At 71.1% G+C, this 25,959-nt stretch carries 25 protein-coding genes; 10 read left to right on the forward strand and 15 right to left on the reverse strand.

Annotation, left to right across the window (positions count from 1 at the left end; genetic code table 11):
* Window positions 1–2: 2 nt before the first annotated feature.
* From LH62_RS03690 to LH62_RS31800, 4 genes are read right to left on the reverse strand one after another with little or no spacing between them, the layout of a single operon-like run.
* Complete coding sequence (locus LH62_RS03690; RefSeq protein WP_052213673.1) at window positions 3–749, reverse strand: hypothetical protein; 747 nt, start codon at window positions 747–749, stop codon at window positions 3–5.
* Entirely contained in the window at window positions 749–1,900 is a 1,152-nt protein-coding gene (locus tag LH62_RS03695) for an AI-2E family transporter (protein WP_236552464.1), read from the reverse strand. The genes LH62_RS03690 and LH62_RS03695 overlap by 1 nt, the downstream gene beginning before the upstream one ends.
* A complete protein-coding gene (locus LH62_RS03700) occupies window positions 1,897–2,514 on the reverse strand; it encodes a CDP-alcohol phosphatidyltransferase family protein (protein ID WP_236552465.1) in 618 nt (205 codons plus the stop codon). The genes LH62_RS03695 and LH62_RS03700 overlap by 4 nt, the downstream gene beginning before the upstream one ends.
* Window positions 2,501–3,205 carry a hypothetical protein gene (locus tag LH62_RS31800; protein WP_043359333.1) on the reverse strand — a complete coding sequence of 235 codons (705 nt, stop codon included), beginning with the start codon at window positions 3,203–3,205 and terminating at the stop codon, window positions 2,501–2,503. Before LH62_RS31800 ends, LH62_RS03700 begins: the two co-directional genes overlap by 14 nt.
* A 95-nt stretch (window positions 3,206–3,300) precedes the next feature.
* Here LH62_RS31800 and purM point away from each other — a divergent pair, with 95 nt between their 5' ends.
* Genes purM through LH62_RS30115 form a run of 3 tightly spaced genes read left to right on the forward strand, consistent with a single transcriptional unit; the run spans window position 3,301 to window position 5,199 of the window.
* The gene (purM, locus tag LH62_RS03710) at window positions 3,301–4,374 is read left to right on the forward strand and encodes a phosphoribosylformylglycinamidine cyclo-ligase (RefSeq protein ID WP_043365107.1); all 1,074 of its coding nucleotides are present in this window, start codon (window positions 3,301–3,303) and stop codon (window positions 4,372–4,374) included.
* Window positions 4,371–5,057: a phosphoribosylglycinamide formyltransferase gene (gene purN / locus LH62_RS03715; protein ID WP_082012331.1), complete on the forward strand. Its 687-nt coding sequence runs from the start codon at window positions 4,371–4,373 to the stop codon at window positions 5,055–5,057. Before purM ends, purN begins: the two co-directional genes overlap by 4 nt.
* Entirely contained in the window at window positions 5,041–5,199 is a 159-nt protein-coding gene (locus LH62_RS30115; RefSeq protein ID WP_144404365.1) for a preprotein translocase subunit SecE, read from the forward strand. Before purN ends, LH62_RS30115 begins: the two co-directional genes overlap by 17 nt.
* A 38-nt stretch (window positions 5,200–5,237) precedes the next feature.
* Here LH62_RS30115 and ndk read toward each other — a convergent pair whose 3' ends face one another.
* Entirely contained in the window at window positions 5,238–5,660 is a 423-nt protein-coding gene (gene ndk, locus LH62_RS03720) for a nucleoside-diphosphate kinase (RefSeq protein WP_043359336.1), read from the reverse strand.
* A gap of 109 nt (window positions 5,661–5,769) precedes the next feature.
* Here ndk and LH62_RS03725 point away from each other — a divergent pair, with 109 nt between their 5' ends.
* Both LH62_RS03725 and LH62_RS03730 read left to right on the forward strand, forming a co-directional pair.
* A complete protein-coding gene (locus tag LH62_RS03725; RefSeq protein WP_043359338.1) occupies window positions 5,770–5,961 on the forward strand; it encodes a hypothetical protein in 192 nt (63 codons plus the stop codon).
* Window positions 5,962–6,014: 53 nt separating this feature from the next.
* On the forward strand, window positions 6,015–7,880 hold the full coding sequence (locus LH62_RS03730) for an ABC-F family ATP-binding cassette domain-containing protein (protein ID WP_043359340.1): 1,866 nt from the start codon (window positions 6,015–6,017) through the stop codon (window positions 7,878–7,880).
* On the opposite strand, the gene LH62_RS03735 is transcribed toward LH62_RS03730, so the two are convergent.
* From LH62_RS03735 to LH62_RS03745, 3 genes are all read right to left on the reverse strand, one after another.
* Window positions 7,881–8,354, reverse strand: coding sequence for a DUF1203 domain-containing protein (locus tag LH62_RS03735; protein WP_043359342.1), 474 nt, complete (start codon window positions 8,352–8,354; stop codon window positions 7,881–7,883).
* A 400-nt stretch (window positions 8,355–8,754) separates the two neighbouring features.
* A complete protein-coding gene (locus LH62_RS03740) occupies window positions 8,755–9,672 on the reverse strand; it encodes an isoaspartyl peptidase/L-asparaginase family protein (protein ID WP_043359343.1) in 918 nt (305 codons plus the stop codon).
* Window positions 9,669–10,592, reverse strand: coding sequence for a DUF1835 domain-containing protein (locus tag LH62_RS03745; RefSeq protein ID WP_043359345.1), 924 nt, complete (start codon window positions 10,590–10,592; stop codon window positions 9,669–9,671). Before LH62_RS03745 ends, LH62_RS03740 begins: the two co-directional genes overlap by 4 nt.
* Before the next feature lie 258 nt (window positions 10,593–10,850).
* On the opposite strand from LH62_RS03745, the gene LH62_RS32290 reads away from it, so the two are divergent.
* Window positions 10,851–11,786, forward strand: a complete 936-nt coding sequence (locus tag LH62_RS32290) for a calcium-binding protein (protein WP_052213674.1) — start codon at window positions 10,851–10,853, stop codon at window positions 11,784–11,786.
* A gap of 6 nt (window positions 11,787–11,792) precedes the next feature.
* Here the strand turns inward: LH62_RS32290 and LH62_RS03755 are convergent, their stop codons facing one another.
* Complete coding sequence (locus tag LH62_RS03755; RefSeq protein WP_052213675.1) at window positions 11,793–12,764, reverse strand: tripartite tricarboxylate transporter substrate binding protein; 972 nt, start codon at window positions 12,762–12,764, stop codon at window positions 11,793–11,795.
* Window positions 12,765–12,924: 160 nt separating this feature from the next.
* Between LH62_RS03755 and LH62_RS03760 the strand changes: the two genes are divergently transcribed.
* Window positions 12,925–14,631, forward strand: coding sequence for a methyl-accepting chemotaxis protein (locus LH62_RS03760; RefSeq protein ID WP_144404366.1), 1,707 nt, complete (start codon window positions 12,925–12,927; stop codon window positions 14,629–14,631).
* 2 nt (window positions 14,632–14,633) lie between these two features.
* Here LH62_RS03760 and LH62_RS03765 read toward each other — a convergent pair whose 3' ends face one another.
* The 4 genes from LH62_RS03765 to LH62_RS03780 form a co-directional block, all read right to left on the reverse strand.
* On the reverse strand, window positions 14,634–16,970 hold the full coding sequence (locus LH62_RS03765; RefSeq protein ID WP_236552466.1) for an LPS-assembly protein LptD: 2,337 nt from the start codon (window positions 16,968–16,970) through the stop codon (window positions 14,634–14,636).
* A complete protein-coding gene (gene lptG, locus LH62_RS03770) occupies window positions 16,967–18,088 on the reverse strand; it encodes an LPS export ABC transporter permease LptG (RefSeq protein ID WP_043365115.1) in 1,122 nt (373 codons plus the stop codon). Before lptG ends, LH62_RS03765 begins: the two co-directional genes overlap by 4 nt.
* Window positions 18,085–19,260: an LPS export ABC transporter permease LptF gene (lptF, locus tag LH62_RS03775; protein ID WP_052213677.1), complete on the reverse strand. Its 1,176-nt coding sequence runs from the start codon at window positions 19,258–19,260 to the stop codon at window positions 18,085–18,087. Before lptF ends, lptG begins: the two co-directional genes overlap by 4 nt.
* A 97-nt stretch (window positions 19,261–19,357) precedes the next feature.
* Window positions 19,358–20,782 (reverse strand): FAD-binding oxidoreductase, encoded by a 1,425-nt coding sequence (locus LH62_RS03780; RefSeq protein WP_043365118.1) that lies wholly within the window; start codon window positions 20,780–20,782, stop codon window positions 19,358–19,360.
* A 143-nt stretch (window positions 20,783–20,925) separates the two neighbouring features.
* Here LH62_RS03780 and LH62_RS28010 point away from each other — a divergent pair, with 143 nt between their 5' ends.
* Together LH62_RS28010 and LH62_RS03790 are read left to right on the forward strand one after the other, a co-directional pair.
* A complete protein-coding gene (locus LH62_RS28010; protein WP_052213678.1) occupies window positions 20,926–21,726 on the forward strand; it encodes a calcium-binding protein in 801 nt (266 codons plus the stop codon).
* A 55-nt stretch (window positions 21,727–21,781) separates the two neighbouring features.
* Window positions 21,782–22,858, forward strand: coding sequence for a tartrate dehydrogenase (locus LH62_RS03790; protein WP_043359348.1), 1,077 nt, complete (start codon window positions 21,782–21,784; stop codon window positions 22,856–22,858).
* Window positions 22,859–22,885: 27 nt separating this feature from the next.
* Here LH62_RS03790 and LH62_RS03795 read toward each other — a convergent pair whose 3' ends face one another.
* Window positions 22,886–23,521: a hypothetical protein gene (locus LH62_RS03795; protein ID WP_052213679.1), complete on the reverse strand. Its 636-nt coding sequence runs from the start codon at window positions 23,519–23,521 to the stop codon at window positions 22,886–22,888.
* A gap of 136 nt (window positions 23,522–23,657) precedes the next feature.
* Window positions 23,658–24,566, reverse strand: a complete 909-nt coding sequence (locus tag LH62_RS28015; RefSeq protein ID WP_144404368.1) for a class I SAM-dependent methyltransferase — start codon at window positions 24,564–24,566, stop codon at window positions 23,658–23,660.
* 127 nt (window positions 24,567–24,693) lie between these two features.
* On the opposite strand from LH62_RS28015, the gene LH62_RS03805 reads away from it, so the two are divergent.
* A complete protein-coding gene (locus tag LH62_RS03805) occupies window positions 24,694–25,872 on the forward strand; it encodes a M20 aminoacylase family protein (protein ID WP_043359350.1) in 1,179 nt (392 codons plus the stop codon).
* The last annotated feature ends 87 nt before the right edge of the window (window positions 25,873–25,959 follow it).

Raw genomic sequence — 25,959 nt, forward strand, 5'->3', positions numbered from 1 at the left:
CCCTATAGCAACCTCGGCGCAGGCGGGCAGCCGGTCTCCGGGAATGCCATGGATTCGTCATCCGTACCGAAGCCCGGCAGCTCGGCCAGGGTTGCACGGGCGAGCGCACGGGTGACGCGGTTGCCGAGCGCGAGCGCGGCGCGATCGAGCCGGGCTGCCGCCTCGGCGATGGCGGCGGCTTCGCGCGGCAGGCGGGCGAGCAGCCAGGCCTGCACCCCCTCCTCCACCCGGAGCTGGCGGCGGGCGAAATGCCGGCGCAGCAGGGCGGCGAGCAGCCCGTCGCCGGGCGGGCGGATGCCGGCGGCGGGCATGGCGCGCAGCCGGCTGCGGAGGTCGGGCAGCGCCACCGGCCAGCGCGCCGGCGGGGCGCGGCCGGCGAGCAGCAGGAGTTGGCCGCGTTCGGCGGCGAGGTTGAGCAGGTGGAAGAGCGCCGCCTCCTCGGCCATGCAGTCGGCATCGTCGACGGCGAGGCCGGGGCCGGGCGGCAGCTCCGGCAGGCCGCGCAGCGCCGGGCCGGTCAGCACCGGCCAGCCGCGCCGGGCGGCAAGGCCGCGCAGCATCAGCGTCTTGCCGGTCGCGGCCGGGCCGTGGAGCGCGAGGCGGCCGCCCGGCCAGGCCTCGGGCCGGGCGAGCCAGGCGAGAGCCTCGGCATTGCTGTCATCGGCCAGCACCGGCTCCGCCTCGAAGGGCGCGAAGGCGGGCAGCGGCAGGGCGAGCTGCCGCGGCAGCGGCGCCGTGGTGTCGAGCATCAGCCGGTCCGCGGCGGGTCGAGATAGAGCGGGCTTTCGAGATAGCGGCGCAGCCAGTAGCGGGTGATGACGCCGATGACCGCCGCCAGCGGCACCGCCAGCAGCACGCCGAGGAAGCCGAAGGCGACGCCGCCGGCGAAGAGGGCGAAGATCACCCAGACGGCATGCAGTTCCACCCGGTCGCCGAGCAGCCAGGGATAGATCATGTAGCCTTCGATCACCTGCCCGGCGACGAAGACCGCCATCACCACCAGCACGCCGTTCCAGGTGCCGAATTGCGCCAGCGCCAGGGCGAGCGCGGTGACGAGGCCGGTGATGGAGCCGATATAGGGAATGAAGGAGAGGATGCCGGCCATCAGCCCGACCGTCAGCCCGAGCTCCAGCCGCACGGCGGAAAGGGCGGCGGCGTAGTAGACGGCAAGCAGGGCGCAACAAAGGAGCTGACCGCGCAGCCAGGCGGAGAGCACGCGGTCGGTGTCGCGGGCGAGCTGGCGGAGGGTGTTGGCGGAGCGGCGGGGCAGCCAGGCATCCATGCGGCGGATGATCCGCGGCCAGTCGCGCAGCAGGTAGAAGGCGACGACGGGCGTCACCGTCACCAGGGTGAAGACGCTGAAGAGCGCGATGCCGCCGGTGATCATCCGCGCCAGCGAGGTGCCGAGATAGGAGATGATCGCCCCCGCCTGGCCCACCGCGAGGTCCTGCAGGCGCTGGTCGAAGACATCGGGGCCGAGGCGCTCGGAAAGCGCGGTCAGCGCGTCGCGCACCGCCTGGCCGATGCCGAGCACATAGGCGGGCAGGCGCTGGATCAGCACCGTCACCTGGGCGACCAGCAGCGGGTAGAGCAGCAGCAGGCAGAGCAGGGCGAGCGCCACCAGCGCCAGGATCATCAGCAGCGCCGAGACGCCGCGCGGAATGCCGATGCGGGTCAGCCGCGTCGCCGGCGGGTCGAGGAAATAGGCGATGACGGCGGCCAGGACGAAGGGGGTGAGGATCGGCGAGAAGAGCCAAAAGGTGAGGAACAGCCCGCCCGCGACGCCGAGCGCGAGGGCCACCCGCTGCGCGCGCGTCGCCACCGGCGGCGCGGTGCGCGAGCGCGCAGCGGGTGGCGGTTCCGGCTTCATGGCCGGGGGCTGGGGCGGGACGAGGTTCATGGCCGTGGCCGGGGATGATGCGTCCAATGTATTGCCGAAACCACATACGCGATGCCCGAGGCGAGCGTCGTCAGCGCCACCGCCCAGACCAGCCCGGCCAGCAGCCCGTCCGCGGCAAGGCCGAAGCCGAGGATGAAAAGGGCCAGCGCGGCCAGTGCGATCTGCGCGCAGGTGTTCAGCTTCGAGACCAGCAGCGGGCGGATGCGCGGCGGCTGGCCGAGCCCCCAGAGCACCAGCACCCCGCCGACGATCAGCAGGTCGCGGAACACCACCAGGATGGCGAGCCAGTCCGGCAGGCCTCCGATGGCGGCGAGCGTCACATAGACCGAGACCAGCAGCGCTTTGTCCGCCACCGGGTCGAGCATCGCCCCGAGCGCGCTGCGGGTATTGGTCACCCGCGCCAGCCAGCCATCGAGGCCATCCGAGATGCCGGCGCCGACGAAGACATAGAAGGCAAGGTCGAGGCGGCGGTGCAGGATCAGCCAGATGGTGGCCGGCACGGCGCAGAGCCGCGCCAGGGTGATGAGGTTGGGCAGGGTGACGAGCACATGCGGCGGCGCCTCGGACGCGCCCTTCCCTTCCTGCTCGGCCGGGCGGGTGTCAGCTTCCGGCAAGGCCCAGCCGCCAGGCGGGCCCCGCCTGTTCCAGCGCGATGCCGAGGGCGGCGAGCAGCGCCGCGGCCTCGGGCGGCGGGGCGCGCAGGCCGAGGCGCAGCCGCGCCGCATCGACCGCGATCGCCTGGATGTCGACCGAGGCGACCGGGGGCGCCCCGCGCAGCCGCCGCTGGAGTTCGAGCCATTCGCCCATGGAGCGGTAGATGGCCCTGGCCTCGATCCAATTCGAGGCCGGGGCGCCGGCGGCGACAGGGGGCGGCGAGGCGCCCGGCACGGTGACGCTGCCGCCGAGCGCCGAGCGCACCCGGTTGGGGTCGAAGACCACTGTGATGCGGCCGGTGTAGCGGGTCGGCGCCGTGCGTTCCTGCTCGATGACGATGGAGCGGACCATGTCCTCCAACCGCGCGTCGGAGAGGTTGACCGGCGGCAGCCCGGCCTCGCTCAGCGCCCGTTCCCAGGCGGTGCGGCGGCCGGCGGCCAGCGCCCTCTCACGGGCCAGCACGCCGTTCTCCGCCGAGGCCTCGGCGGGGATGCCGCGCTGGGTGAGGTTCAGCGCCGAGGCATCGGGCGTCGTGGCGACCGGGGGCGGCAGGGCCGCCATCTGCGCCCGGGCGGGGGTGGCGGCGAGGGCCAGGGGGAGGATCAGCGCGAGGGCCGCCATGCCCCGGAGGACGCCCGATCTGCCCAGCATTGCGCTTTCTCCTGCCATGCGGCCCGGCACAGGGGACGCGCCCGAAAAGGCGCGCTAGAAAGCCGCGGACTCCCCTTAGCCGATCGGAGGCCGCCCTGACCAGTTCCCCGCGAAACAGCCTGACCTACCGTGATGCCGGGGTGGATATCGACGCCGGTGACGCGCTGGTCGAGGCGATCAAGCCGATGGCCCGGTCCACCAGCCGGGCCGGCACCATGGGCGGGCTCGGCGGCTTCGGCGCGCTGTTCGACCTGAAGGCGGCCGGCTTCGCCGACCCGGTGCTCGTCAGCTCGACCGATGGCGTTGGCACCAAGCTGCGGGTTGCCCTCGATGCCGGGCTGCATGGGACGGTCGGCATCGACCTCGTCGCCATGTGCGTGAACGACCTCGTGGTGCAGGGGGCGGAGCCGCTCTTCTTCCTCGACTATTTCGCCACGGGCAAGCTCCGGCTGGAGCAGGCGCGGGACGTGATCTCCGGCATCGCCGAAGGGTGCCGGCAGGCGGGCTGCGCCCTGGTCGGCGGCGAGACGGCGGAGATGCCGGGAATGTATGCCGCCGAGGATTACGACCTCGCCGGCTTCTCGGTCGGCGCCGCGGAGCGCGGGGCGCTGCTGCCGCGGCCCGATGTGGGGCCGGGCGACGTGCTGCTGGGGCTCGCCAGCACGGGGGTGCACTCCAACGGCTTCTCGCTGGTGCGGCGGGTGGTGGAGGCGGCGGGGCTCGGCCTCGATGCCCCCTCCCCCTTCGGCGGCGGGACGCTGGGCGAGGCGCTGCTGGCGCCGACGCGGATCTACGTGAAGTCGCTGCTAGCGCTGCACCGGAAGGGGCTGCTGAAGGCGGCGGCGCATATCACCGGGGGCGGGCTGCCGGGCAACCTGCCGCGGGTGCTGCCGCAGGGGGTCGCCGCGGCGGTGGATGCGGGCGCCTGGACGGTGCCACCGGTCTTCGGCTGGCTGGCGCAGGCCGGCAATGTCGCGCCGGAGGAGATGCTGCGGGTCTTCAACTGCGGGATCGGCATGGTCGTTGTCGTCGCGGCCGGGGTGGTGGCGGAGGCGACCGCCCTGCTGGAGGGCGCGGGCGAGACCGTGTTCCGCATCGGTTCGTTGAAAGCCGGGAGCGGCGAGGCGCAGGTGCGGATCAACAACCTCCCGGAGAGCTGGCCGAGGTGAAGGTCCGGACCGCCATCCTGATCTCCGGCCGCGGCTCCAACATGGTGGCGCTGCTGGAAGCGGCCCGGGCGCCGGATTTCCCGGCGGAGATCGCCCTCGTCCTGTCCAACAAGGCGGATGCGGGCGGGCTGGCGCTGGCCGCGGCGGCCGGAGTGCCGACGGCGGTGGTCGAGAGCCGCCCCTTCGGCCGCGACCGGACGGCGCATGAGGCGGCGGTGCAGGATGTGATGGAGCAGCACGGCATCCGCCTCGTCTGCCTCGCCGGGTATATGCGGCTGCTGACGCCCTTCCTGGTCGGGCGCTGGGCGGGACGGATGCTGAACATCCATCCAAGCCTGCTGCCGGCCTTCCCGGGGCTCGACACCCATGCGCGGGCGCTGGCCGCCGGCGTCCGCCTGCATGGCTGCACCGTCCATTGGGTGACCGAGGAGATGGATGCCGGGCCGATCCTCGCCCAGGCCGCGGTGCCGGTGCTGCCGGGGGATACGGAGGCGGCGCTGGCCGCCCGTGTGCTGGCCCAGGAGCACCGGATCTATCCAGAGGCGCTGCGGGTTGCGGCGGGCGGGGCGGCGGCGCATCCGGACCGTTCGGCGGCGCTCGCCAACCCCTTGCCGAGCCCGCCCGCGCTTTCTACACCCCATTCCGAGAGTGGACGAGGACCGGACCGTGGCCGAACACCGTGAGCATTACAATTTCGGGGAAGTCGACCAGAAGGCGCTGCTGCTCGACCGGCAGCGGGGGTGGGAAGGCTTCGTGCAGTTCTCCACCTGGGGGATCGTGATCACCGTGCTGGTTCTGCTGGCCCTGCTGGTCTTCGTGGTCTGACGGAAGATGGGCCGGCCCTGAGGGCCGGCCCCACCGTCTCAGCCGACGATCTCGGTGCCAGCGAAGAAGAAGGCGATCTCCGTCGCGGCATTCTCGGCGCTGTCGGAGCCGTGGACGCTGTTCGCCTCGATGCTCTCGGCGAATTCCTTGCGGATGGTGCCCGGGGCCGCATTGGCCGGGTTGGTGGCGCCCATGATCTCGCGGTTCTTGGCGACGGCGTTCTCGCCCTCGAGCACCTGCACCACCACCGGGCCGCTGATCATGAAGCTGACCAGATCCTTGTAGAAGGGCCGCTCCTTGTGGACGGCGTAGAAGGCGCCGGCCTGGGCCTCGCTGAGCTGCAGCCGCTTCTGGCCGACGATGCGGAGGCCCGCCTCCTCGAACTTGGCGTTGATCTTGCCGGTCAGGTTCCGGCGCGTGGCGTCCGGCTTGATGATGGAAAGCGTGCGTTCCGCGGCCATGGTGGCGTTCCTTCGTGACGGTGGCGGCGGGATAGGCGGGCCGGGGCGCGGATGCAAGCCCAACCCTGCCCGCCGCGCCGCGTTGGGGCCGCAGCAGAGGAGCGCCCCCATGGCCGACGACACGACGAAGCCCCAGACGCCGCACATCCCCCGTCCCCCCAGCCAGGCCGACATCGACCTCGTCAGCAGCCAGCAGGGCATGGTCACCGACGAATGGGGCGAGGCACCGAAGCCCGAGCACCCCGCCCCGCCCGAAAGCCCGGCCGGGGCCGAAGCCGAAACCGAGGAGCAGCCCAGCTGACAAGATGTGCCGCCATGCGTGACGGGGGGCCGGGGCGGCGGTAGAAGGCGCGCATGACCGTGCTCGCCATCCGCGACCTCACCCTCCGCATCGCCGGCCGTGCCCTCTTGGAAGGCGCCGACCTCGCCGTCGATCCCGGCCGCAAGGTCGGCCTGGTCGGCCGCAACGGCGCCGGCAAGTCGACGCTGTTGAAGACGATCATCGGCGATATCCAGCCGGATGGCGGGGAGATCCGCCTAGCCCAGCGGGCCCGCCTCGGCCATGTCGCGCAGGAGGCGCCGGGCGGGCCCGAGAGCCTGCTGGAGACGGTGCTCGCCGCCGATACCGAGCGTGCCGCCCTGCTCGCCGAGGCGGAGGCGGGGCCGGAGGGGCACCGCATGGCCGAGATCCATGAGCGCCTGATCGCCATCCAGGCCGATAGCGCGCCCTCCCGTGCCGCCACCATCCTCGCCGGCCTCGGCTTCGATGCGGCGGCGCAGGCGCGCCCCAGCACCGAGTTTTCCGGCGGCTGGCGGATGCGCGTGGCGCTGGCCCGCGTGCTCTTCCTTGAGCCCGAATTGCTGCTCCTCGACGAGCCGACCAACCACCTCGACCTCGAAGCGACGATGTGGCTCGAGGGCTGGCTGCAGCGCTTCTCGGGCGCGGCGATCATCGTCAGCCATGACCGCGGGCTGCTGGAGCGCTGCGTCGACGCCATCGCCCATCTCGACCGGGGCAAGCTGACGCTCTACCCGGGCGCCTTCGACAATTTCGTCCGCGTCCGCACCGAGCGCCAGGCGCAGCAGGCGGCGATGAACGAGAAGCTCGCCGCCGAGCGGGCGCATATCCAGAGCTTCGTCGACCGCTTCCGCGCCAAGGCCAGCAAGGCCCGCCAGGCGCAGTCGCGCATCAAGGCCCTGGAGCGGATGCCGGCGATCGAGAGCGTGGTCGAGGACCACGTGACGCGCTTCGCCTTCCCCGAGCCGGCCGAGCTGGCGCCACCGGTGCTCTCCATCTCCGGCGGCAGCATCGGCTATGACGGGCGCGTGGTGCTGCGCGGCCTCGACCTCAGGCTCGACCAGGATGACCGCATCGCCCTGCTCGGTGCCAACGGCAACGGCAAGTCGACCCTCGCCAAGCTCTTCGCCGGGCGCCTCTCGCTGATGGGCGGGCGGGAGTTCCGCTCGCCCAAGCTGAAGATCGGCTACTTCGCCCAGCACCAGACCGACGAGCTCGACATGGAGGGCACGCCGCTCTCGCACATGCAGGCGGCGATGCCGAAGGCGACGGTGACGCAGTGCCGCTCCCAGCTCGCCCGCTTCGGCCTCGACGTCGAGCGGGCGACGACGAAGATCTCGGCCTGCTCCGGCGGCGAGAAGGCGCGGCTGCTGCTGGCGCTCTGCACCCGCGAGGCACCGCAGCTGCTGATCCTCGACGAGCCGACCAACCACCTCGACATCGACGCCCGCGACGCACTGGTGAAGGCGCTGGCGGACTACAACGGCGCCGTTATCCTCATCAGCCACGACCCGCATCTGGTGGAGCTGGTGGCGGACCGGCTCTGGCTGGTCGGCGACGGCAAGGTATCGCCCTTCGACGGCGACCTCGACGACTACCGCGCGCTGCTCGGTGGCGGCAGGCGGGCCGCGCGCAGCGAGCCCTCCGGCGCGGCACGTCCTTCCGAGCGGCGCGGCCGGGCGGAGAGCCGCACCGCCCTCGCCCCGCTCAAGGAGCGGCTGAAGCAGATCGAGGCGCAGATTGCCAAGCTGCAGGACGAGGCGGCGGTGATCGACAAGGCGCTGGCCGACCCGCGGCTTTACGCAGGCAACAAGACCGACCTCATCAACCGCGCCACCACGCGCCGCGCCGTCATCAACAAGATCCTGCCGGGCCTCGAGAGTGAGTGGCTGGAGCTGCAGGAGAAACTGGAGGCGGCGTAGTCACAGCCGCTCCACCGCCGTCAGCAGGCAGCCCGGCCGCGCGGTGTGGATGTTGACGAAGCGCGTCCGAGGGTCGGCGAGCGCGCGGTCGAGCAGCGGCGCGACTGCGCCTCCTTCGCTGATGGCGCCGAGGTCGTAGAGGCACATCTCCCCCGCGTCATAGGCGCGGACGGAGACGATGCCGTTGGCGAGCACGATCGGGGCAATCTCGTCCACCGCCTCGAAGCGCTTGCAGTCGCGGGCGTGCAGGAAGATCGGGCTCGGCGTCCAGTAGACGCCCTGCGGATGCGGCAGGGCATAACTGCCGAGCAGCATTGCCTCTCCCGGCTCGCCGAGGCGCAGGCAATGGCGGCAGGGGAAGCCGGGGCCGTCCACCACGCGGCGATGCAGCGCCTGGCTGCGGTCATCGAGCCCGGTGGCGCGCCATCGACGGGCGGTCTCGGTCGGGATGGGCGTGCAGCGGAACCGGGCCATGAGATAAAGCTCCTTCGCGCCCAGCCTCGCCTGGATGAGAGCGGCGCGCCTGCCGCCGGTTGCGCTGGCATGCGGGGAGCCCAAGCGTCACGCGGACGCAACCCCTGGGCTCGGCGACGGTCCCGCATCATCCATTTCGTAAATCGTTGGTACGTACCAAACGTATGGGAGGGCGAAGTCGTGCGGTCCATCTCCGGCGGCATGGGCGGTCATGAGCCACCCGGCCACGAAGGATAGGATGATGTTTCGCTCTGCTCTTCTCGCGTCCGTAATCGCCTTTGGCGCCGCCGGTGCCGCGCTGGCCCAGGAAGGCCCGGTGCTGGTCGGCGGCGGCGATGGGCCGCCGCGCGCCGCGTAGCTGAGGCGGCATGACCCCCGGAGGGCTCCGGCCTTCCGGGGGTCAGGCGTAGATGCCGATCTCCGGCGCTGCGCCATCGTGGAGAACACCCCGATACATGCCGGGGGTGCCGAAGGCGATGCCCGGCTCGCCCTCTGCATCGACGGCGATGAGGCCGCCGCTGCCCCCGCTCGCAGGAACCAGCACCTGGGCAACCTCCACGGCGGCTTGCCGCACCGAATGGCCGCGATGGCGCATCAAGGCGGAAAGCTCATGCGCCGCGGCGCAGCGGATGAAGGCCTCGCCGACGCCCGTGCAGCTCACCGCGACCGTCGCATCGGCCCAGGTGCCGGCGCCGATCAGGGGGCTGTCGCCGACGCGTCCTGCGCGCTTGTTCGTCATCCCCCCGGTGGAGGTGGCGGCGGCAAGGCGGCCGCTGCGGTCGCGCGCCACGGCGCCGACCGTGCCCATGCGCGCGGGCAGGTCATGGTCGAGGGCGATGCGCTGCGCCGCCAATGCCATCTGCAATTGCTGCCAGCGATGCTCGGTGTGGAAATACTCAGGTGGCGCGAGATCGAGGCCCTCGGCCTCGGCGAATGCGTCCGCGGCCTGGCCGATCAGCACCACATGCGGCGTGTGCTCCATCACCGCCCGCGCGGCGGTGACCGGGTTGCGGATGCGCCGCACGCCGGCGACGGCGCCGGCGCGTCGCGTCGTGCCGTCCATCAGCGCGGCATCCATCTCGATCGTGCCGGCGGTCGTGAAGGTGGCGCCGCGGCCGGCATTGAAGAGCGGGCAATCCTCCAGCGCGCGCACCGCCTGCTCCACCGCATCGAGCGCGCTGCCGCCCTGCGCCAGGACCGCGCCGCCGGAGGCGAGGGCGGCCTCCAGCGCGGCCCGGTGCTCCGCCTCGCGCGCCGGCGACATCTCCTCCCGGAGGATGGTGCCGGCGCCGCCATGGATCACGAGGGTGGCGCTCATGCCTTGGCCCCGGGGACGACGGCGGCCTGGGCCGGGTCCCAGAACCAGGGCGGATCCGGCAGCACATGCACGCCGGCATGGAAGCGCGGCGGCGGGCGGAAGCGGTCCGTTCCGGCCAGCACGGCGGCGCCGCGTGGCGTCGGGTGAAGCTGCTCGTCGCGGGAGACCAGGCGGTTCGGCCCCTGGCGCAGCCGGTTGATCACCTCGCGCACGATCAGGTCGGTGACGTGGAAGATCGGGTCGCCATCCTGCAACTGCCGGAATACGGCGGCCTCGTCCGCGGCGCCGGCGGCGATGGCGCGGAGGGCGCGGCGCTCGGTCTCGCCGAGCCCGTCCGTCGTCCAGGGCAGGTCGCGCAGGTGCCGGCGCAGCGCCGCGGCGAGGAAGGGCAGCGCCAGCTCGCGCCGGCTGAGCGCGTCCAGCCCGCGCGGATCGGGCGCGGCGAAGGCGGCCCAGGCCTCGGCCGCCTGCTCGATCTGCAGATCGGAGAGCGGCGCGGGGTGGAGCGCGCCGAGCTCGGCATCGCTGAGGGCGGGGAAGCTGCGCTCGCCATCGGCGGGCAGCAGCAGCAGCTTGCCGCGCAGCAGGCGCTTCTCGGCCAGCAGCGAAAGGATGCGGATGAGCGCGGCCTGGTCCCAAAGGTCGTGCTCGAACCAGAGCCAGACGGCCTCGCGCCGATGCAGGCCGTTGAGCGCAGCATATTCGCGGCCGAGGCGGAGGCGCACGGCGGCCGGGTCCTGCCCCGCATGCAGTGCCACGTAGCGCGCGCGCATGCCAAGCCAGGCCATCAGGTCGCCGTCATCCTGCGCCGGGCCGACGCAGACCGGGTCGGCGAAGCAGAGATACTCGCCCGCGATCCCGGCCGAATGGAGCCGGCTGCGGAGGTCGTCGCCGCAGCGGAGATGCAGCAGCGGCGTCACCGGCGGCGCGGCCTTGCCTGACCCTGATCGAATGCGGATGCCCTGTCGCGCGGCCTTGCGGCCATGCCTCTCCTCCGTCCCCTGCCAGCCTGATTGGCCGGTCTCGGCAAAGCATGCGACGGAACCACGGCGCCGCGCCACCCCCTTTGCCACGCCAGCACCAGCGGCAGCGGCGTCGCGCAAGCGTGTCATCGGAACCATCGCAGAGGGTGCGCTGGCCGTCATAGGCTCGCCCAAAAGTCGGGAGGGACAAGGACCATGGCATTTCGCAACGGTACCGTTGGGTCGGACAACCTGCTCGGAACAACCGAGGACGATCTGATCCTCGGCGGCGCCGGGGATGACCGGATCGAAGCACTGCCAGGCAACGACGTCATCCTCGCGGGCTCTGGGAACGACACGATTTTCGGGGATAATTTCTTTGGAGGCGGCAGCTTCGGCGGACCGTTGCCACCACCTTATAATTCCAGCGCCGTCCTGCCCGGCCGCAACCTCATCCTGGCCGGTGCCGGCAATGACGTGGTCGGCGCTGGCTTCGGGGCGGACACGGTGTTCGGCGGCGACGGCAACGACTCGATCAACGGCTATGGCGTCTTCGGCGGCAGCCCGTCCGGCAGCATCGGTGTCGTCGGCGCGGATGGAGCCGACCTGCTCTTCGGCGGTGCTGGCAACGATACGATCGATGGCGGCGGCGGAGCCGACCAGATCTACGGTGGTGCCGACAACGATGCCATCGACGGTGGCCGCGGCGTCGATCGGCTCTACGGTGGTGCTGGCGACGACCGGTTGCGCGGGGAGGAGGGTGCCGACCGGCTGACCGGCGGGGCCGGCGCCGATACCTTCGTTTATGTCAGGGAATTCCCTTTCGGCGACATCGAAGCCGGGGTCGGCCCCGGCGCGCGGGACGTGATCCTCGACTTCTGCCAGGGCGTGGACCGTATCGACCTTCGCGGCTACGCAAACACCTTCGCTCCAGACCGGGAGTCGGTCTTTCTCGGCGAGGGCGAATTCGGCGCGAGCCTCGGCCTCCAGGTCCGCACCGTAACCGAGGAGGGGCGCACCATCGTCCAGCTTGCCGCCGTCTTCGGAAGCCCGCCTCCGGACTTCCCGGTGCCGACGCCATCCGGCCCGAACGGCGAGATCGAGCTCAACGGGGTGTATGACCTGACGGCGGCCGACTTCATCCTGTCCTGATGAGGCTCAGTCCATCCTGAGGCCGAGCTTGCGGATAATGGCACTCTCCTCCGCATAGGTCTTCATGGCGAAGGCGGCGTAGTCCTCGCTGTTCATGTAGCGCAGCGGCATGTCGTAGCGGTCCAGCGTCTCGACATGCTTCGGGTCGAACAGCGCCTCCTTGAAGGCATCGTGCAGCACCCGCACGATGCCCGGGTCGACGCCCTTGGGCGCACCGATGCCGAAGGGGCTGTCGGCGACGATGTCGATACCCACCTCGCGCAGCGTGGGCACGTTCGGGAAGCGCTTGGCGCGTTCCGCGGTCCAGACCACCAGCAGGCGGAGCCTGCCCTCCTGCACCAGCTGCGCCCAGCCGGTGCTGTCGCTGTTCGCCACGGTCTGGCCCGAGAGCACCGCCTGGGTGTTGTCGGCGCCGCCCCGGAAGGGAACGTGCAGCCACTCGATGCCCAGCATCTCGCCGATGCGCTCCATCGTGATGTGCAGCGTGCTGCCGACGCCGGGCGTGCCGTAGGTGACCTTGCCGGGGTTGGCCTTCGCATAGGCCACGAATTCGCCCCAGCTCTGCCAGGGCTGGTCGGCGCGGACGACGACGCCGAAGACGTAGCCGGTCAGGTGCAGGATCCAGCTGAAGTCCTTCGCCGGGTCGAAGGTCGGGCGGCGCGACATGGCCGGCAGGCGGAAGACCGTGACCGGCATCTGGCCGACCACGTGGCCGTCGCCCTTCGCCTCCTGCGACATGGCCAGCGCACCGAGCGTGCCGGAGGCGCCGGGCCTGTTCTCCACCACCACGGGCTGGCCGAGCTTCGCGCTCGCCAGCTCGCTCAGCACCCGCAGCGGCACGTCGGAGGAGCCGCCGGGGAGCCAGGGCACCAGCATGCGGATCGGCCGGTTGGGGAAACCGGATTGGGCGACGGCCGGGCTGGCGAGCAGTGGCGCGGCGAAGGGGGCGGCCAGCAGGCCGCGGCGGCGGATGGGCATGGATGTTTCTCCCGGTGCGGCCGTCAGGGCCGGTTTCCGGCATGGTCGCGGCAGCGGAGGCATCGTGCAACCACGGGTCCGGCGCTAACGGAACTTTAGCGGATTTGTTTCAATTTAGAGATATAACCATGATTTTTGCATTTGTTGGAGCCCAATGAGAATGTTGCAATCTCGTTTGCTGGAGAGTTGGCATGGGCTGGCTCCACGGCTGCTCGCGGCGGTAGGCCTTCTGGCGGTGGTGGCCGTGGCGCTCCCGGTCATCGCGGATCGCATGCTGGCCACCCAGGCCGAGCGGATGGCCATGAGCGTGGAGGCCACGACCCGCGCCATCACCGCCGGGCAGGCGACAGGCAACCTGCAAGCCTTCGCCCGGGCGACGGAATTCCTTCAGGTGGACATGCCGGCGGAAGAGCGGCGGCACTGGGAAAGGGTCATGGCGGACGAGTTGCAGCACCTGCTGCAGCGCATGAGGCAGCTCGAACAGACGCTGACGGTTCCGGCCAACCGGGAAGACCTGGGAGCGGCTGCGGCCAGCATCGCTCGCTACAGGGTGCAGCAGGAGGCCATCCTCGCCGCATCGCGGGCCGGACACCTGGACGAGGCGACGCGCCTCGCGCTGGCTGCGGCGCCGGAGGTCGAAGCGGTGCGGGACCGGCTGCGTGCGATCGAGCGAAGAACGGAGCAGTTCGTCCGCGATATCGCACAGGAGGCGGATGCAGAAGCCAGGCAGGCGCGAATCTGGCTCACCTCGCTGGCAGCCGGAGGTGTCCTGGCCGCACTGGGGCTGGCGCTGTGGGTCGTGCTGCGCCGGGTGACCCGGCCGCTGGCGCAGCTCAGCCGGCGGGCGGATGCGCTGGCGGCCGGGCAGCTGGAGGATGCGGCGCCAGGCACCGAGCGTCGGGATGAGGTCGGCGCCATTGCCCGGGGACTGGAGGCGCTGCGGGCGGCGGCGCGCCAGGCACGGGTGCTGGAAGCGGAAGCGGCCATGGCGCGGGCGGAATCCGAGACGGAACGGCTGCGGCAGCGGCAGCGGCAGGATCTGGCGTCCGGCATCGAGGCGCAGCTGGGCGCCGTCCTCGCAGGGCTGACAGCATCCGCCACGGCATTGGAGGGCACGATCGGCACCCTCTCCGGCCAGGCCGACCGAAGCGCGAAGCACGCCGGCACCGCGGCCGAACGCGCCGAGGAGGCGACCGGCCATGTGCAAAGCGTGGCCGCGGCTGCGGAAGAGCTGGCGAGCTCCGTGCAGGAGATCAGCCGGCAGGTTGCGGAGGCCGCGCAGGCCAGCCGGCGGGCCGTGACGGAGGCGGAGGCCGCCGACGGCACGATCGGCGGGCTGTCCGAAGCGGCTGGGCGCATCGGCGATGTAGTGCGGCTCATCGGCGACATCGCCGGGCAGACGAATCTGCTGGCGCTGAATGCGACGATCGAGGCCGCCCGTGCCGGGGAAGCCGGCAAGGGCTTCGCCGTGGTGGCCAGCGAGGTGAAGCAGCTTGCCGGGCAGACCGCCAAGGCCACCGAGGAGATCGGGCAGCAGATCGCCACCATCCAGGGTGCGACGGCCGAGGCGGTGCGCTCGATCAAGGGCATCACCCACGTGATCGGCCAGATCGACCACGTGGCGGCCGCCATCGCCGCCGCAGTGGAGGAGCAGGGCGCGGCGACCCAGGAGATCGCCCGCAGTGTCGCCGAGGCGGCCGCCGGCACCACCGAGGTGTCCGCCACCTTCGCCGAGGTCAGCGCCGGCGCCGACAACACCGCGAAGGCCTTGCAGGCCATGCGGCGGACCACGGAGGAGGTTTCGCGCCAGGGCGGCACGCTGCGCGGCACGCTGCGCACCCTGCTGGATGGGCTGCGCGCCGCGTGAGGTCAGATCGCGCGGAAGAAGTACTCGCCGAGCGTCTTGAAGCCGAGCCGGAAGAGGATGACCGTATTCGCCGCGTAGAGGCTATCGGTCGTCGGGTCCTGGGCGAAGCGCTTGATGAAGCGACCTTCGATGATGAAGCACTCGTCCTCGTAGCCGGCCGAGCCCTGGACCAGCACGGCGCGGCCGAGGCCGAGATCGTACTTCCCGGTCGCCGCCACCCGCCAATACTGGCCGATGCGGGCGGTGAAGCCGGCGCTTACCTCCTCGCGCGAGCGGCTGGGGACCAGGTAGGGCAGCGGCGGCGAGTAGAGATACCCGGCCGAGAGCGTCACCCGGCCGAGGCCAAGATTGGCGACGGTGTCCACCAGCCGACGGTCGGTGATGTTCTCGCCATCGAGGCGGATGCGGCCGATGGTGTCGAACCAGGTGGTCGGCGCGATGCGCAGCCGGGCCACGTAGTCGGAGGCGCGGCGGTCGAGGCCGGAGCCGGCATAGGGGTTCGAGATCTGGTCGTCGAGCCGGAAGGAGCGGCCAACGAGCCCTTCGATCTGACCGCCATTGGGGAAGTCCCAGGCGGCGCGGAGCGCGGCATCGACGCGGGTGCCGCCCTCCTGCCGGTCGCGGCCGGTGAAGCGGTTGAGGGCGAAGAGATTGGCATCGGTGAACTCGAAATCGATGCTGTCCTCGTTCGGCACCCGGTATTGCGGCCCGACCCGCGGGCCGGTGACGAGTTGCACATGGGGCTCGATCGTCTGGCTGCCCCAGTTGCCGGCATAGCGGACGAAGGGCATGCGCCAGTCGAGCGCGGCGCGGATATTGCCGTTGAACCGGTCACCATTGGCCTCGGGCAGTAAGGTCGGCGGCTCCTGCAGCCCCTGGGCGCGGTAGCCAAGGCCATCGGCCTGGATCTTCACCGTCCAGAGGCCGCCGAAGCGGTCCGTCTCCGGCCGCTGCCAGGAAACGCGGCTCGAGAGGCGCTGGGTGGAGCTGCCGATGTCGCGGCTGATGCCGAGCAGCCCGGCATCGACGGTGAGGAAGCCGCCGAGATACTTGCCGCGCGGCGCGTGCTCGACCACCGCGTTGGGCAGGACATAGGGAATCTGCCGCGTGTCGTCGACGCTCCGCAGCCCCTGATAGGCGCGGGCATCGATGCGGGCATAGGTTTCGGTGCCCCAGAAGCCCTCGACGAAAGCCTGGCTGGTCAGCACCCGGCGGTACTCGTAGCGGAAGGTGCGGAGATACTGCTCGCTGCTGGCGCGGTTGAGGTCGAAGCCGGCGCGCCAATTCTCGTCGATGGTGAAGCGGCCCTTGAGGAAGATATGGCCTGCCAGCTCTTCCTTGCCGCCGGTGTCGCGGCCGTTCAGCCCGCCGATCGAGGCACTGCCGGTGATCTCGCCGAAATTGAACAGCTTGCGGTATTCGAGGCCGAGATTGGGATATTGCCGCGTCGAGAGGATCGGGATGACGGTGAGGTCGGAGGTGTCGTCGATCGCCCAGTAATAGGGCGTCTCGGCGAAGGCACCGAGGAAGCGGGTATAGCCGAGCGTCGGGAAGAGGAAGCCGGAGGCGCGCGGCGCGCTTGGGTCCGGATGGGAAAGGTAGGGCGTGTAGAGCACCGGGACCCCGCCGAGGCGGACGGTCGCGTCGCGGTAGGTGATGCGCTGCTCGCCCTTGTCCTGGGTCGCGCGGCGGGCCTCGACCTGCCAGAGCGGCGGGGCGGTCGGGTCGTCGGCGCAGAGGTCGCAGGAGGAATAGACGACGCGGGAAAGCTCGTTGATGGTGCCGCCGGTGCGCCGGGCGCCGTTGGCCGCCATGCGGCCATTGGCGGCGAGCAGGGCGCGGACACCCTCCAGCACGCCGTCGCGGAAGCGGTCCTTCAGTTCCGCCTCATCGGCGAAGAGCACCTGGCCGTCCGGCTCCAGCAGCTGGACGTTCCCGCGGGCGGTGGCGACGCCGGTGTTGCGGTCATAGGTGAACTCGTCGGCGCGCAGCAGCCGCTCGCCCTGCCAGGCCTCGACCCGGCCGCGGGCGATGACGAGGCCCTTGTCGCGGTCGTACTCCACCTCCTCGGCTGTGAAGGTGACCGGGGCGTTGCGGTCGACCGGCTGGCCGCCGCCGGCGATGCCGCCGAAGGGCTGGATGGCAGACGCGCTGGAGCCGGGGGGCTGGCCCATGCCGGGGGCTGTTCCCGGGGCTGGCGCGACCAGGGACGGGCGGATGGACGAGTCGAGCGGCGTCACGCTCGGCTGCTCCAGCTGCGCCAGGGCCTGGCCGGCCGGCAGCAGCGCTAGCGCTCCACCGAGAAGCAGGCGCCGGCGGCGTGCGGGGCGAGGGCTCATCCATCCTCCAGATGCAGCAGCAGGGCGAGGGCCAGCAGCAGCCCGGCCATGGTGGGTGCCCAGGCGGCGAGCGAGACCGGAAGCGTCCCGGCCTCGCCGAATTCATTGGCGATCTTGTCGAGCACGAAAAGCATGAAGCCGGCCGCGACGCCGGCCCCGATCATCTGCGCCACCCCGCCACGGCGGGAAGAGCGCATGGAGAAGCCGGCCGCCAGCAAGGCCATGGCCGAGGCCAGGACGGGAAGCGAGAGCAGGCTCTGGAAATGCAGCCGGTGCCGCACGGCGGAGAAGCCGGCCGCCTCCAGCACGGCGATGAAGCCCGGCAGCGCCCAGACCGACAGCGTATCCGGCGAGGCGAAGCTGTTCTCGATGCGGTCGGGCGTCAGCTCGGTGGGGATGCTGAGATCCTGCTTCGGCCCGGCGGTGCGGTCGGCATTGAAGGTGACGGCATCCTCCAGCACCCAGCGGCCGGGCAACAGCCTGGCCCGCGGCGCCTCGATCCGGGCGAGCGGGCGGTCGCTGGCCGAGAGGCGCCAGAGGGAGACATCGGTCATGCTGAACCCCTCGCGCGTCGCCTCCCGGTCGGACACCGGGCGGCCGGAAAGGATGGCGACCCCCTGCTCCTCCATGCCGCGATCCGCCTGCCGCAGCCAGAGCCGGCCGCCGGCCAGTGCGGTGAGGCCGGCGCTGGAGCGGAGATAGGCGTAGTCCAGCCGCTCCGCCCGGGCGAGCATGACCGAGGACAGGGGCGAGATCGCCGCCGTGCCGAGCCCGCCGAACAGCAGCGCGACGGCAACCGGGCCGGAAAGGAAGCCCCAGGCCGAGATGCCCGCCGCCCGCGCCACCACCAGCTCCGAGGAGCGGGTCAGGCGCCAGAAGGCGAGCAGCCCGCCGAGCAGGATGGCAAAGGGCAGGATTTGCAGGGCGACGAAGGGCAGGCGAAGCCCGGCAATGGTCGCCACCAGGGCGAAGCCGGCATCCGGCCGGGTGGCGGCGCGGCGCAGCAGCTCGATGAAGTCGAAGAGCGAGACCAGCAGGGTCAGCCCGGCCAGCATGGCCAGCGTCGCGCCGACGAAGCGCCGGGCGACGTAGCGCGTCAGGGTCAGGGCCACCATCATGATGCGGCGGCGCCCGTGCCGCGGCGGCCGAACCACCAGCGCTGCGGCCAGCCCGGCGCCCCGGAGAGGATCCAGGCGGAAACGAGGCCGGGCAGCAGCGTGTTCAGCCAGATCAGCGGGATCAGCCGCGGCGTCCGCGCCGCGAGGTTGCTCGCAGTCAGCCCGAAGGCGAGCAGCGCCACCACTACCGCGATGCCAGTGAAGAGGCGGAGGCTGCCGCCGTGGCGACGGAATTGCCCGGTCAGCGCCGTCGCCAGGGCAACCAGGGCATAAGTCATCGCCGTCAGCGGGCCACTCAGGCGCTGGTGAGCCTCGGCGACGAAGCGCTTCAGGTCGCGCTCCGGGATATGCTCGGCCGGGTCGGGGCGGAGCAGCTCGTCCAGCGTCCGCTCCTGGGCGTTGCGGTAGCGGCTATCGGCCTCGCCGCTGCGCGCGCGGGCCAGGTCCACGCTGTTCTCGCTGAAGGAAAGGACCGAAAGGCGGAGCGTCGGCGCCGTGCCGGGCGGCGAGCCTGGGGGCGGCGAGACCTTCTCCACCTGCTGGCGCTGGCCGTTCTCGAGAGTGACGCGCGGACCGTTGGGGCCCGGGGAAATATGGCCCGATTCGGCCAGGATGGTGACGGGGGCGCCGGCCTCACGCGCATCATGGACCAGGATGCCGCGCAGCGTGCCGTCCGGGTCGCGGTAGCGGGCATAAACGGTGAGGTCCTCGCCGACCGAGCTGAAGACGCCCTCCTGCACCAGGATCGCCGCCAGTTCGTTGCGGATCTCGTACTGCCAGGCACGGAAGGCTGCCTGGCTCCGCGGCACCACCCAGAGGTTCAACACGTAGCAGACCAGCATCGCCAGCCCAGCGATGGCCAGCACCGGCCGCGCCAGCTGCCATTGCGACAGGCCGGCGGCGCGCATCACCACCAGCTCCCGGTCCGAGGCAAGACGGACATAGATGAAGAGCGAGACCACGAAGGTGGTGATCGGCAGGATAATCGCCAGGAAGCTTGGCAGCAGCAGGCCGGTCAGCTCGATGAAGACGGTGAAGGACAGGCCACGGTCGAGCACTAACTCGATGAAGCGCAACGACTGGGTCAGCCAGACGAGCGCCGCCAGCCCTACCGTGACGGCGAGCAGCGCGACGCCCAGCTGGCGGAAGATGTAACGGTCGAGGCGGCTCATCACGGCTCAAGGGGTGGGGGCGCGCACCCTAGCCGCTGGCGGGAGCGGGGGAAAGGATCGGGGAAGGCGCCGGGCCGGTGGCGGCCCGGCCCTGCTTTCAGGGCAACACCTTCCCTGGATTCATGATCCCCTGCGGGTCGATCGCGGCCTTGATCCGCTGCATCACGGCGAGTTCCGGCCCGCCGCGCCAGCCCTCCATCATGTCCGTCTTCAGGCGGCCGATGCCGTGCTCGGCGCTGAAGCTGCCGTCGAGGTCGCGGACCACCTCGTTCACCGTGTCCATGATGTCATGGCTGCGGGCGAGGAAGGCGGCCGGGTCCATCCCCTCCGGCTGCTGCAGGTTCATGTGGATGTTGCCGTCGCCCAGGTGGCCGAAGGGCACCGGGCGCACCCCGGGGATCAACCGGCGGCAGGCCTCGGAGGCGCGGCGGATCAGCTCCGGCACCCGCGAGACCGGGACGGAGACGTCGTTCTTGACCGAGGCGCCCTCGCGCTTCTGCGCCTCCGGATGCTCCTCGCGGATGCGCCAGATGGCGGCACGCTGGGCCTCGCTCTCGGCGATGGCGGCATCCAGCACTTCTTCGGCCTCCAGCGCCTCCTCCAGCACCGCCTCCAGCAGGGGGCGGAGGCCGGCATCGGGGCGGGTGGAGGCGAGGTCGACCAGCACGTAGTGGTCGGCGGGGGTCGAGAGCGGGACGCTGCCGCCCTCGATCAGCCGGGCGTAGAAGCCGACGCCGGTGCCGGACATGTATTCGAAGGCGCGCACCGCCGTCTCGTCGCGGTCGCGGAAGCGGCGGAACAGGGCCAGCGCCGCATCCTCGTCGCGCACGGCGCAGAGCGCGACCTCGCTTTCCTTCGGCCGGGCGAAAAGGCGGAGGACGGCGGCGGTGATGAAGCCGAGCGTCCCCTCCGCGCCGACGAAGAGGTGGCGCAGCGCGTAGCCGGTATTGTCCTTCCTGAGGCGGCGGAGGCCGTTCCAGACCTGGCCATCGGGCAGCACGACCTCGAGGCCGAGCATCAGCTCCCTCGCGTTGCCGTAGCGGACGGTGGTGTTGCCGCCGGCATTGGTGGACAGCACGCCGCCGATCGTCGCCGTGCCCTCCGCGCCGAGGGAGAGGGGGAAGAGGCAGCCGGCCTCGGCGGCGGCATCCTGCGCCGCCTTCAGCACGAGGCCCGCCTCGGCGGTCATCGTCATGTCGAGCGGGTCGAGGTCGCGGATGCGGTTCATCCGCGCCAGGGAAACGACAACCTGTCGGCCGCCCTCATCGGGCGTGGCGCCGCCGACCATGGAGGTGTTGCCGCCCTGCGGCACCAGCGGCATCCCCGCGGCAGCGCAAAGCCGCACCGCCTCGGCCAGTTCCGCAGTGCTGGCCGGACGCAGCACGCAGGGGGTGCGGCCGCGGTAGAGCAGGCGCCAATCGGCCAGGTGCGGCTCGAGGTCGGCAGCTTCGGTCAGGATGCCGCGCGGGCCGAGCAGCGCGGAAAGACGGTCGAGCAGCGGGGGCGAAAGGTCGTCGGGCATGGCGGGAAGGTCGTGCCGAAGGGGGCCCGGGTCAATCGCCGCCTTGCCCATCTTTCTCTCGGGTTTGTGCAATGTGACGGGGCCGCTTCGCCTATAACATGAATATTGTATTCAGTTTGGCGCGCAGTAGGACAAATCAAGTCATGTCCACGTACATCAACGGCGGTTCCTGGGCTGACACCCTCTACGGCGATGCCGGCGAAAATGGTATTCAGGGTTGGGGTGGCAACGACCTGATCTATGGCGACGGTTTGAATGGACCCCGACCACCGATCTTCCCGGAACCCTTCCCCGGCCCCGTCATCAGCCCCAACTGGATTGATGGCGGCGAGGGGAACGACACGGTCTATGCCGGCTATGGCAGCGATCATGTGTGGGGCCGCAGCGGCAACGACTTGATCTACGGCTACGGCTTCATCGCCGGGAACGACCAGTGGCAGAGCGCCCAGGCCCGGGACAGCGACGGCAGCGACAACCTCTACGGCGGCGACGGCCACGACACGCTGATGGGCGGCGGCGGTTACGACCTGCTGGTGGGCGGTGCCGGCAACGACCTGCTGGTGGGCGGCGTCGGGGCCGACACGCTCACCGGCGGCATCGGCTACGACGTCTTCCGCTTCGGCGGCACCAACAGCCAGGCCAAGATGCCGGTCTATGACACCACCGGCGACGTGGTGACCGACTTCCGCCGCGGCGAGGACAAGCTGGATCTCACGCCCTTCCTCACTCCCTTCTACAACAAGCCCATGGTGGATTTCCTCGGCTCCGGCGCCTTCACCGATGCCAGCCACATGCAGGTGCGGGCGAAGGTCGAGGGCGGACATACGGTGGTCGAGGTCTATGTCCCGTTCTTTAACCAGACCGGAGCACCGGGCGGGCCCAGCGCGAGCTTCACCCTGAACGGGGAGCATTATCTGGCGAAGTCCGACTTCATCCTGGCTTGAAGGGGCCCCTCCTCCCGGGCTTCATGGCGGCCCAGGAATCGGAGGAACGCCCGTCATGCGCAGCCTGAGGATTGCCGCCATCGGCGGCGACGGCATCGGCCCGGAAGTGATCGAGGCCGGCTGCCAGGTACTGGAGGCGACCGCCCGGGCCGATGGCGGCTTCGCCTGCGAGTTCCAGGGCTTCGACTGGGGCAGCGCGATGTACCGCGCGAGCGGGCGGATGATGCCGGAGGACGGGCTCCGCCAGCTCGAGGGGTTCGACGCGATCTTCTTCGGCGCGGTCGGCGCGCCGGACATCCCGGATCATGTCACTCTCTGGGAATTGCGGCTGGCGATCTGCCAGGGCTTCGACCAGTACGCCAATGTGCGGCCCACCCGCCTGCTGCCCGGCGTCCAGGGGCCGCTGCGGGAGGAGCTGGGGCGGCAGATCGACTGGGTGATCGTGCGGGAAAACTCGGAAGGCGAGTATGCCGGCGTCGGCGGCCGGGCGCATCGCGGCCTGCCGCTCGAGGTCGCCATGGATGTGGCCGTCTTCACCCGCGAGGGCGTGGCGCGCATCTGCCGCCATGCCTGTGAGGTCGCCATGAGCCGGCCGCGCCGGCTGCTCACCGTCGTCACCAAGTCCAACGCGCAGCGGCATGGCATGGTGATGTGGGACGAGGTCTGCGCCGAGGTCACGGCGCAGTACCCGGAGCTCTCCGTCGACAAGATGCTGGTCGATGCCATGACGGCGCGCATGGTGATGAAGCCGGGGACGGTCGACACCGTCGTCGCCACCAACCTCCATGCCGACATCCTCTCCGACCTGGCTTCGGCGCTGGCAGGCTCGCTCGGCATCGGGGCAACGGGCAATATCGATCCGTCGCGGCAGCGGCCCTCGATGTTCGAGCCCATCCATGGCTCGGCCTTCGACATCACGGGCAAGGGCATCGCCAACCCGCTCGGCGCCTTCTGGACGGCGGCGATGCTGCTCGAGCATTGCGGCGAGCCGCGCGCGGCGGGCCGGCTGATGGCGGCGGTCGAGGCGGTCACCGGGCGCGGCGAGGTGCTGACGCCGGATCTCGGCGGCAAGGCGACCACGGCCGAGGTGACGGCGGCGGTGATCGCGGCGCTGGCGGGGGCGAATGCCTGACCGGCACCGCCCCCCCCGGCGCGGGCGCTACCGGACGGTGTAGTTGGTCAGCGAGCAGGCGTTCACGTTGCGCCGCTCCTGCGTCTGGCCGCCGGAGAAGACAACGCGGATGTCATAGGTGCACTCGCCCTGCGGCAGGCGGACGGCAAAGGTCGCGCCCGGCTGCACCACGTCGTCGCCCAGCCGGTCCGGGCCCCAATTCTGCTGGGAGGAGGGCGAGGCGTAGAATTCCTCGATCACCCGGCCGCTCTGGTTGAGCAGGTTGAAGGAAGGGTTGCCCTGCTGCGTGCTGCCCTGCTGCTGGTTGCGCTGGGTCCGCGGCGCCGGCCCGCCCGGCTGGCCAAGCACGAGGTCCGTCATGGCGCAGGTGTTGACGTTGCGCCGCTCCTCCGCCGTCCCGCCTTGGTAGACGATGCGGATGTCGAACGTGCAGTTGCCGTCGGACGGCAGGCGGATGATCCAGTTGGCGCCAGGTGCGATCACCTGGTCGCCAAGCCGGTCCTGGCCCCAGCTCCGCTCGCTGCTGGGCGAGGCGTAGACCTCATTCACAACATTCGGCGTGTTGTTGACGACACGGAACGAAGGGTCGTTCGACTGTGCCTGGCCAGGCCCGATCCAGGCCATGAACCCCAACACAGCGACCAGCACCGCGCGACGCAACATGCCATCCTCCGACAAGATTGGGCTGCAGGATATCCAATCGGTCCGGGGGCGACCATAGGTTGCAACCACGCCGGTCGTACACGGCGGCGTCAATGGATGGCGAAGGCTCGCGGGCCCGCGTCCCGGCGACGACACCTCAACGCCGTGGCCGGACTTCCAGCACGGCGCGGGCGATGAGGTCGTCGGCGGCGGGGCGCATCGCTTCCGGGTGCGGCCGGGCGGGACCGCGGGGGCGGCGCGGCCAGACCGTGGCCTCCGGCACCTCCACCTGGAAGCCGGCGCGGCGGAAGCGCCCGACCATGGCCGAGAGGCCGAGGCGGTTCACGTAGATTCCCGCCCGCCCGACCAGCGGGCTGCTCCAGAAGGCGTCGCTGAAGCGGAGATGCTGCAGGCCGCCGCCCAGATGATCCTGGAAGTCGATGCGGTGCAGGCCGATGCCGTCCGGTGCCGTCACCCGGCTGAGCTGCGCCAGCAACGGCCCCATCTCGTCGCGCCGGACATGCTCGAGCACCGCCTCGCTCACCACGAGGTCGATCGCTCCGTCCGGGATAGCGCCGAGGGCCGAAGGGCCGCCATGCAGCAACGTCACGTGGCAGCGCTGGAGCACGGCGGCGCGGTCGGTACAGCCGGCGAGGTCGGGCACGGGCAGGCCCTGGCTGCGCGCGAGGGCAGCAACCTGCTGATAGGCGGCGGCGTCGGCGGGGGCGCTGTCGGCTGGGTCGATGAACCAGATGTGGTCCAGCCCGAGCCCGGCCAGCACCGGGGCGCGCAACACCATCCGCCCAGGCCCGACCTCGAGGATGGTGCGCGGGCGGCGGCCCATCAGCCGCGTCGCATCGCCCACCCAGGCCGACGGCGCGCCGAGCAGCTTGGCCGGATCACGCGCCTCGAAGGAGGGCCGGGCCAGGCCGACCACCCGGGCGCGGGCGCCGTGGATGCCGATGGCGGCGAGGCCGAGCTTGACCCCGAGCTTCACCCACCACGGCACCGGCGCCCCGCGGGAGAGTCCCTGCGGCGCGGGCAGCACGCGCCGGGGGCCCGCCATATCCTCCGTCTGGTGTTCCGTCGCCACGTTGTTGACCCAGTGCTGTCGCAGGCTTAGCCGGAAGGGATAGCCCAAAGGGATAGCTGAAAGCGATGGGGCTTGCCCACTTCAACCGCAGGAGACCGATGTGAACCCCATCGAGCATATTCGGCTGTACCAGGATGAACTCACCGGCTGGCGAAGGGATTTCCATGCCCATCCGGAAACCGGCTTCGAGGAGGTGCGCACGGGCGCGCTGGTGGCGGAACGGCTGGAATCCTGGGGAATCGAGGTGCATCGCGGCATCGGCCGCACCGGGCTGGTCGGCGTGCTGCGGGCGGGGAATGGCGATCGCGCGGTCGGGCTGCGCGCCGACATGGATGCGCTCGACATGCCGGAGGCGAACGACTTCGCCCACCGCTCCACCATCCCCGGCAAGATGCATGGCTGCGGCCATGACGGGCACACCACCATGCTGCTCGGCGCCGCCCGCTACCTGGCCGAGACGCGCAACTTCAACGGTACCGTCCACTTCATCTTCCAGCCGGCCGAGGAAGGCCAGGGCGGCGCGCGGTCGATGGTGGAGGAGGGGCTGTTCCATCGCTTCCCCTGCAATGCCGTCTACGGGTTGCACAATCGGCCGGGCATGCCGGTCGGGCAGTATGGCATCCGCGCCGGCGCGATGATGGCCGGCTGCGCCTTCTTCGATCTCGTGGTCCAGGGTCGCGGCGGGCATGGGGCGCGACCGGAGAGCACGATCGATCCGGTAGTCTGCGGCGCGGCCATCGTCTCGGCCTACCAGTCCATCATCGGGCGCAACGTGGCGCCGAACGACACCGGCGTCGTCAGCGTCACCGGCTTCAGCGCCGGCACGGCCTACAACGTCATCCCCGACCAGGTCTCGCTGCGGGGCACCGTCCGTGCCTTCCGCACCGAAACCATGGCGTTGATCGAGCGGCGCATGCAGGCGCTCGCGGCCAGCATCGCCGAGGGCTTCGGCGCCGAGGCGCGGCTCGACTTCCGCGAGGTCACGGTGCCGGTGGTGAACGGCGCGGAGCAGACGGCGACCATCGCGGATGCCGCGGCCGCGATGGTCGGCGAGGCGGCGGTGGACCGCAACCGCATCCCGGCCATGGGTTCGGAGGATTTCTCCTACATGATGGCCGAAGTGCCGGGCGCCTACATCCTTGTCGGCAACGGCGAGGGCGAGGCCGGCGGCTGCGAGGTCCACAACCCTCACTACGATTTCAACGACGCCGCCATCCCCTATGGCGCAGGCGTGCTGGCGGCGGTGGTGGAGCGGGAACTCGCGCCGATGAAAAGCTAGGACAACGCAACGGAACCGTGGGACGGGCGTTCGCGTCGGGCGGGCCGCTGGAGGCTCGAGGACCACGGAACCGAGCCCGGATGCCTG

This window comes from Belnapia sp. F-4-1 (assembly GCF_000802185.1).
GTDB lineage: Bacteria > Pseudomonadota > Alphaproteobacteria > Acetobacterales > Acetobacteraceae > Belnapia.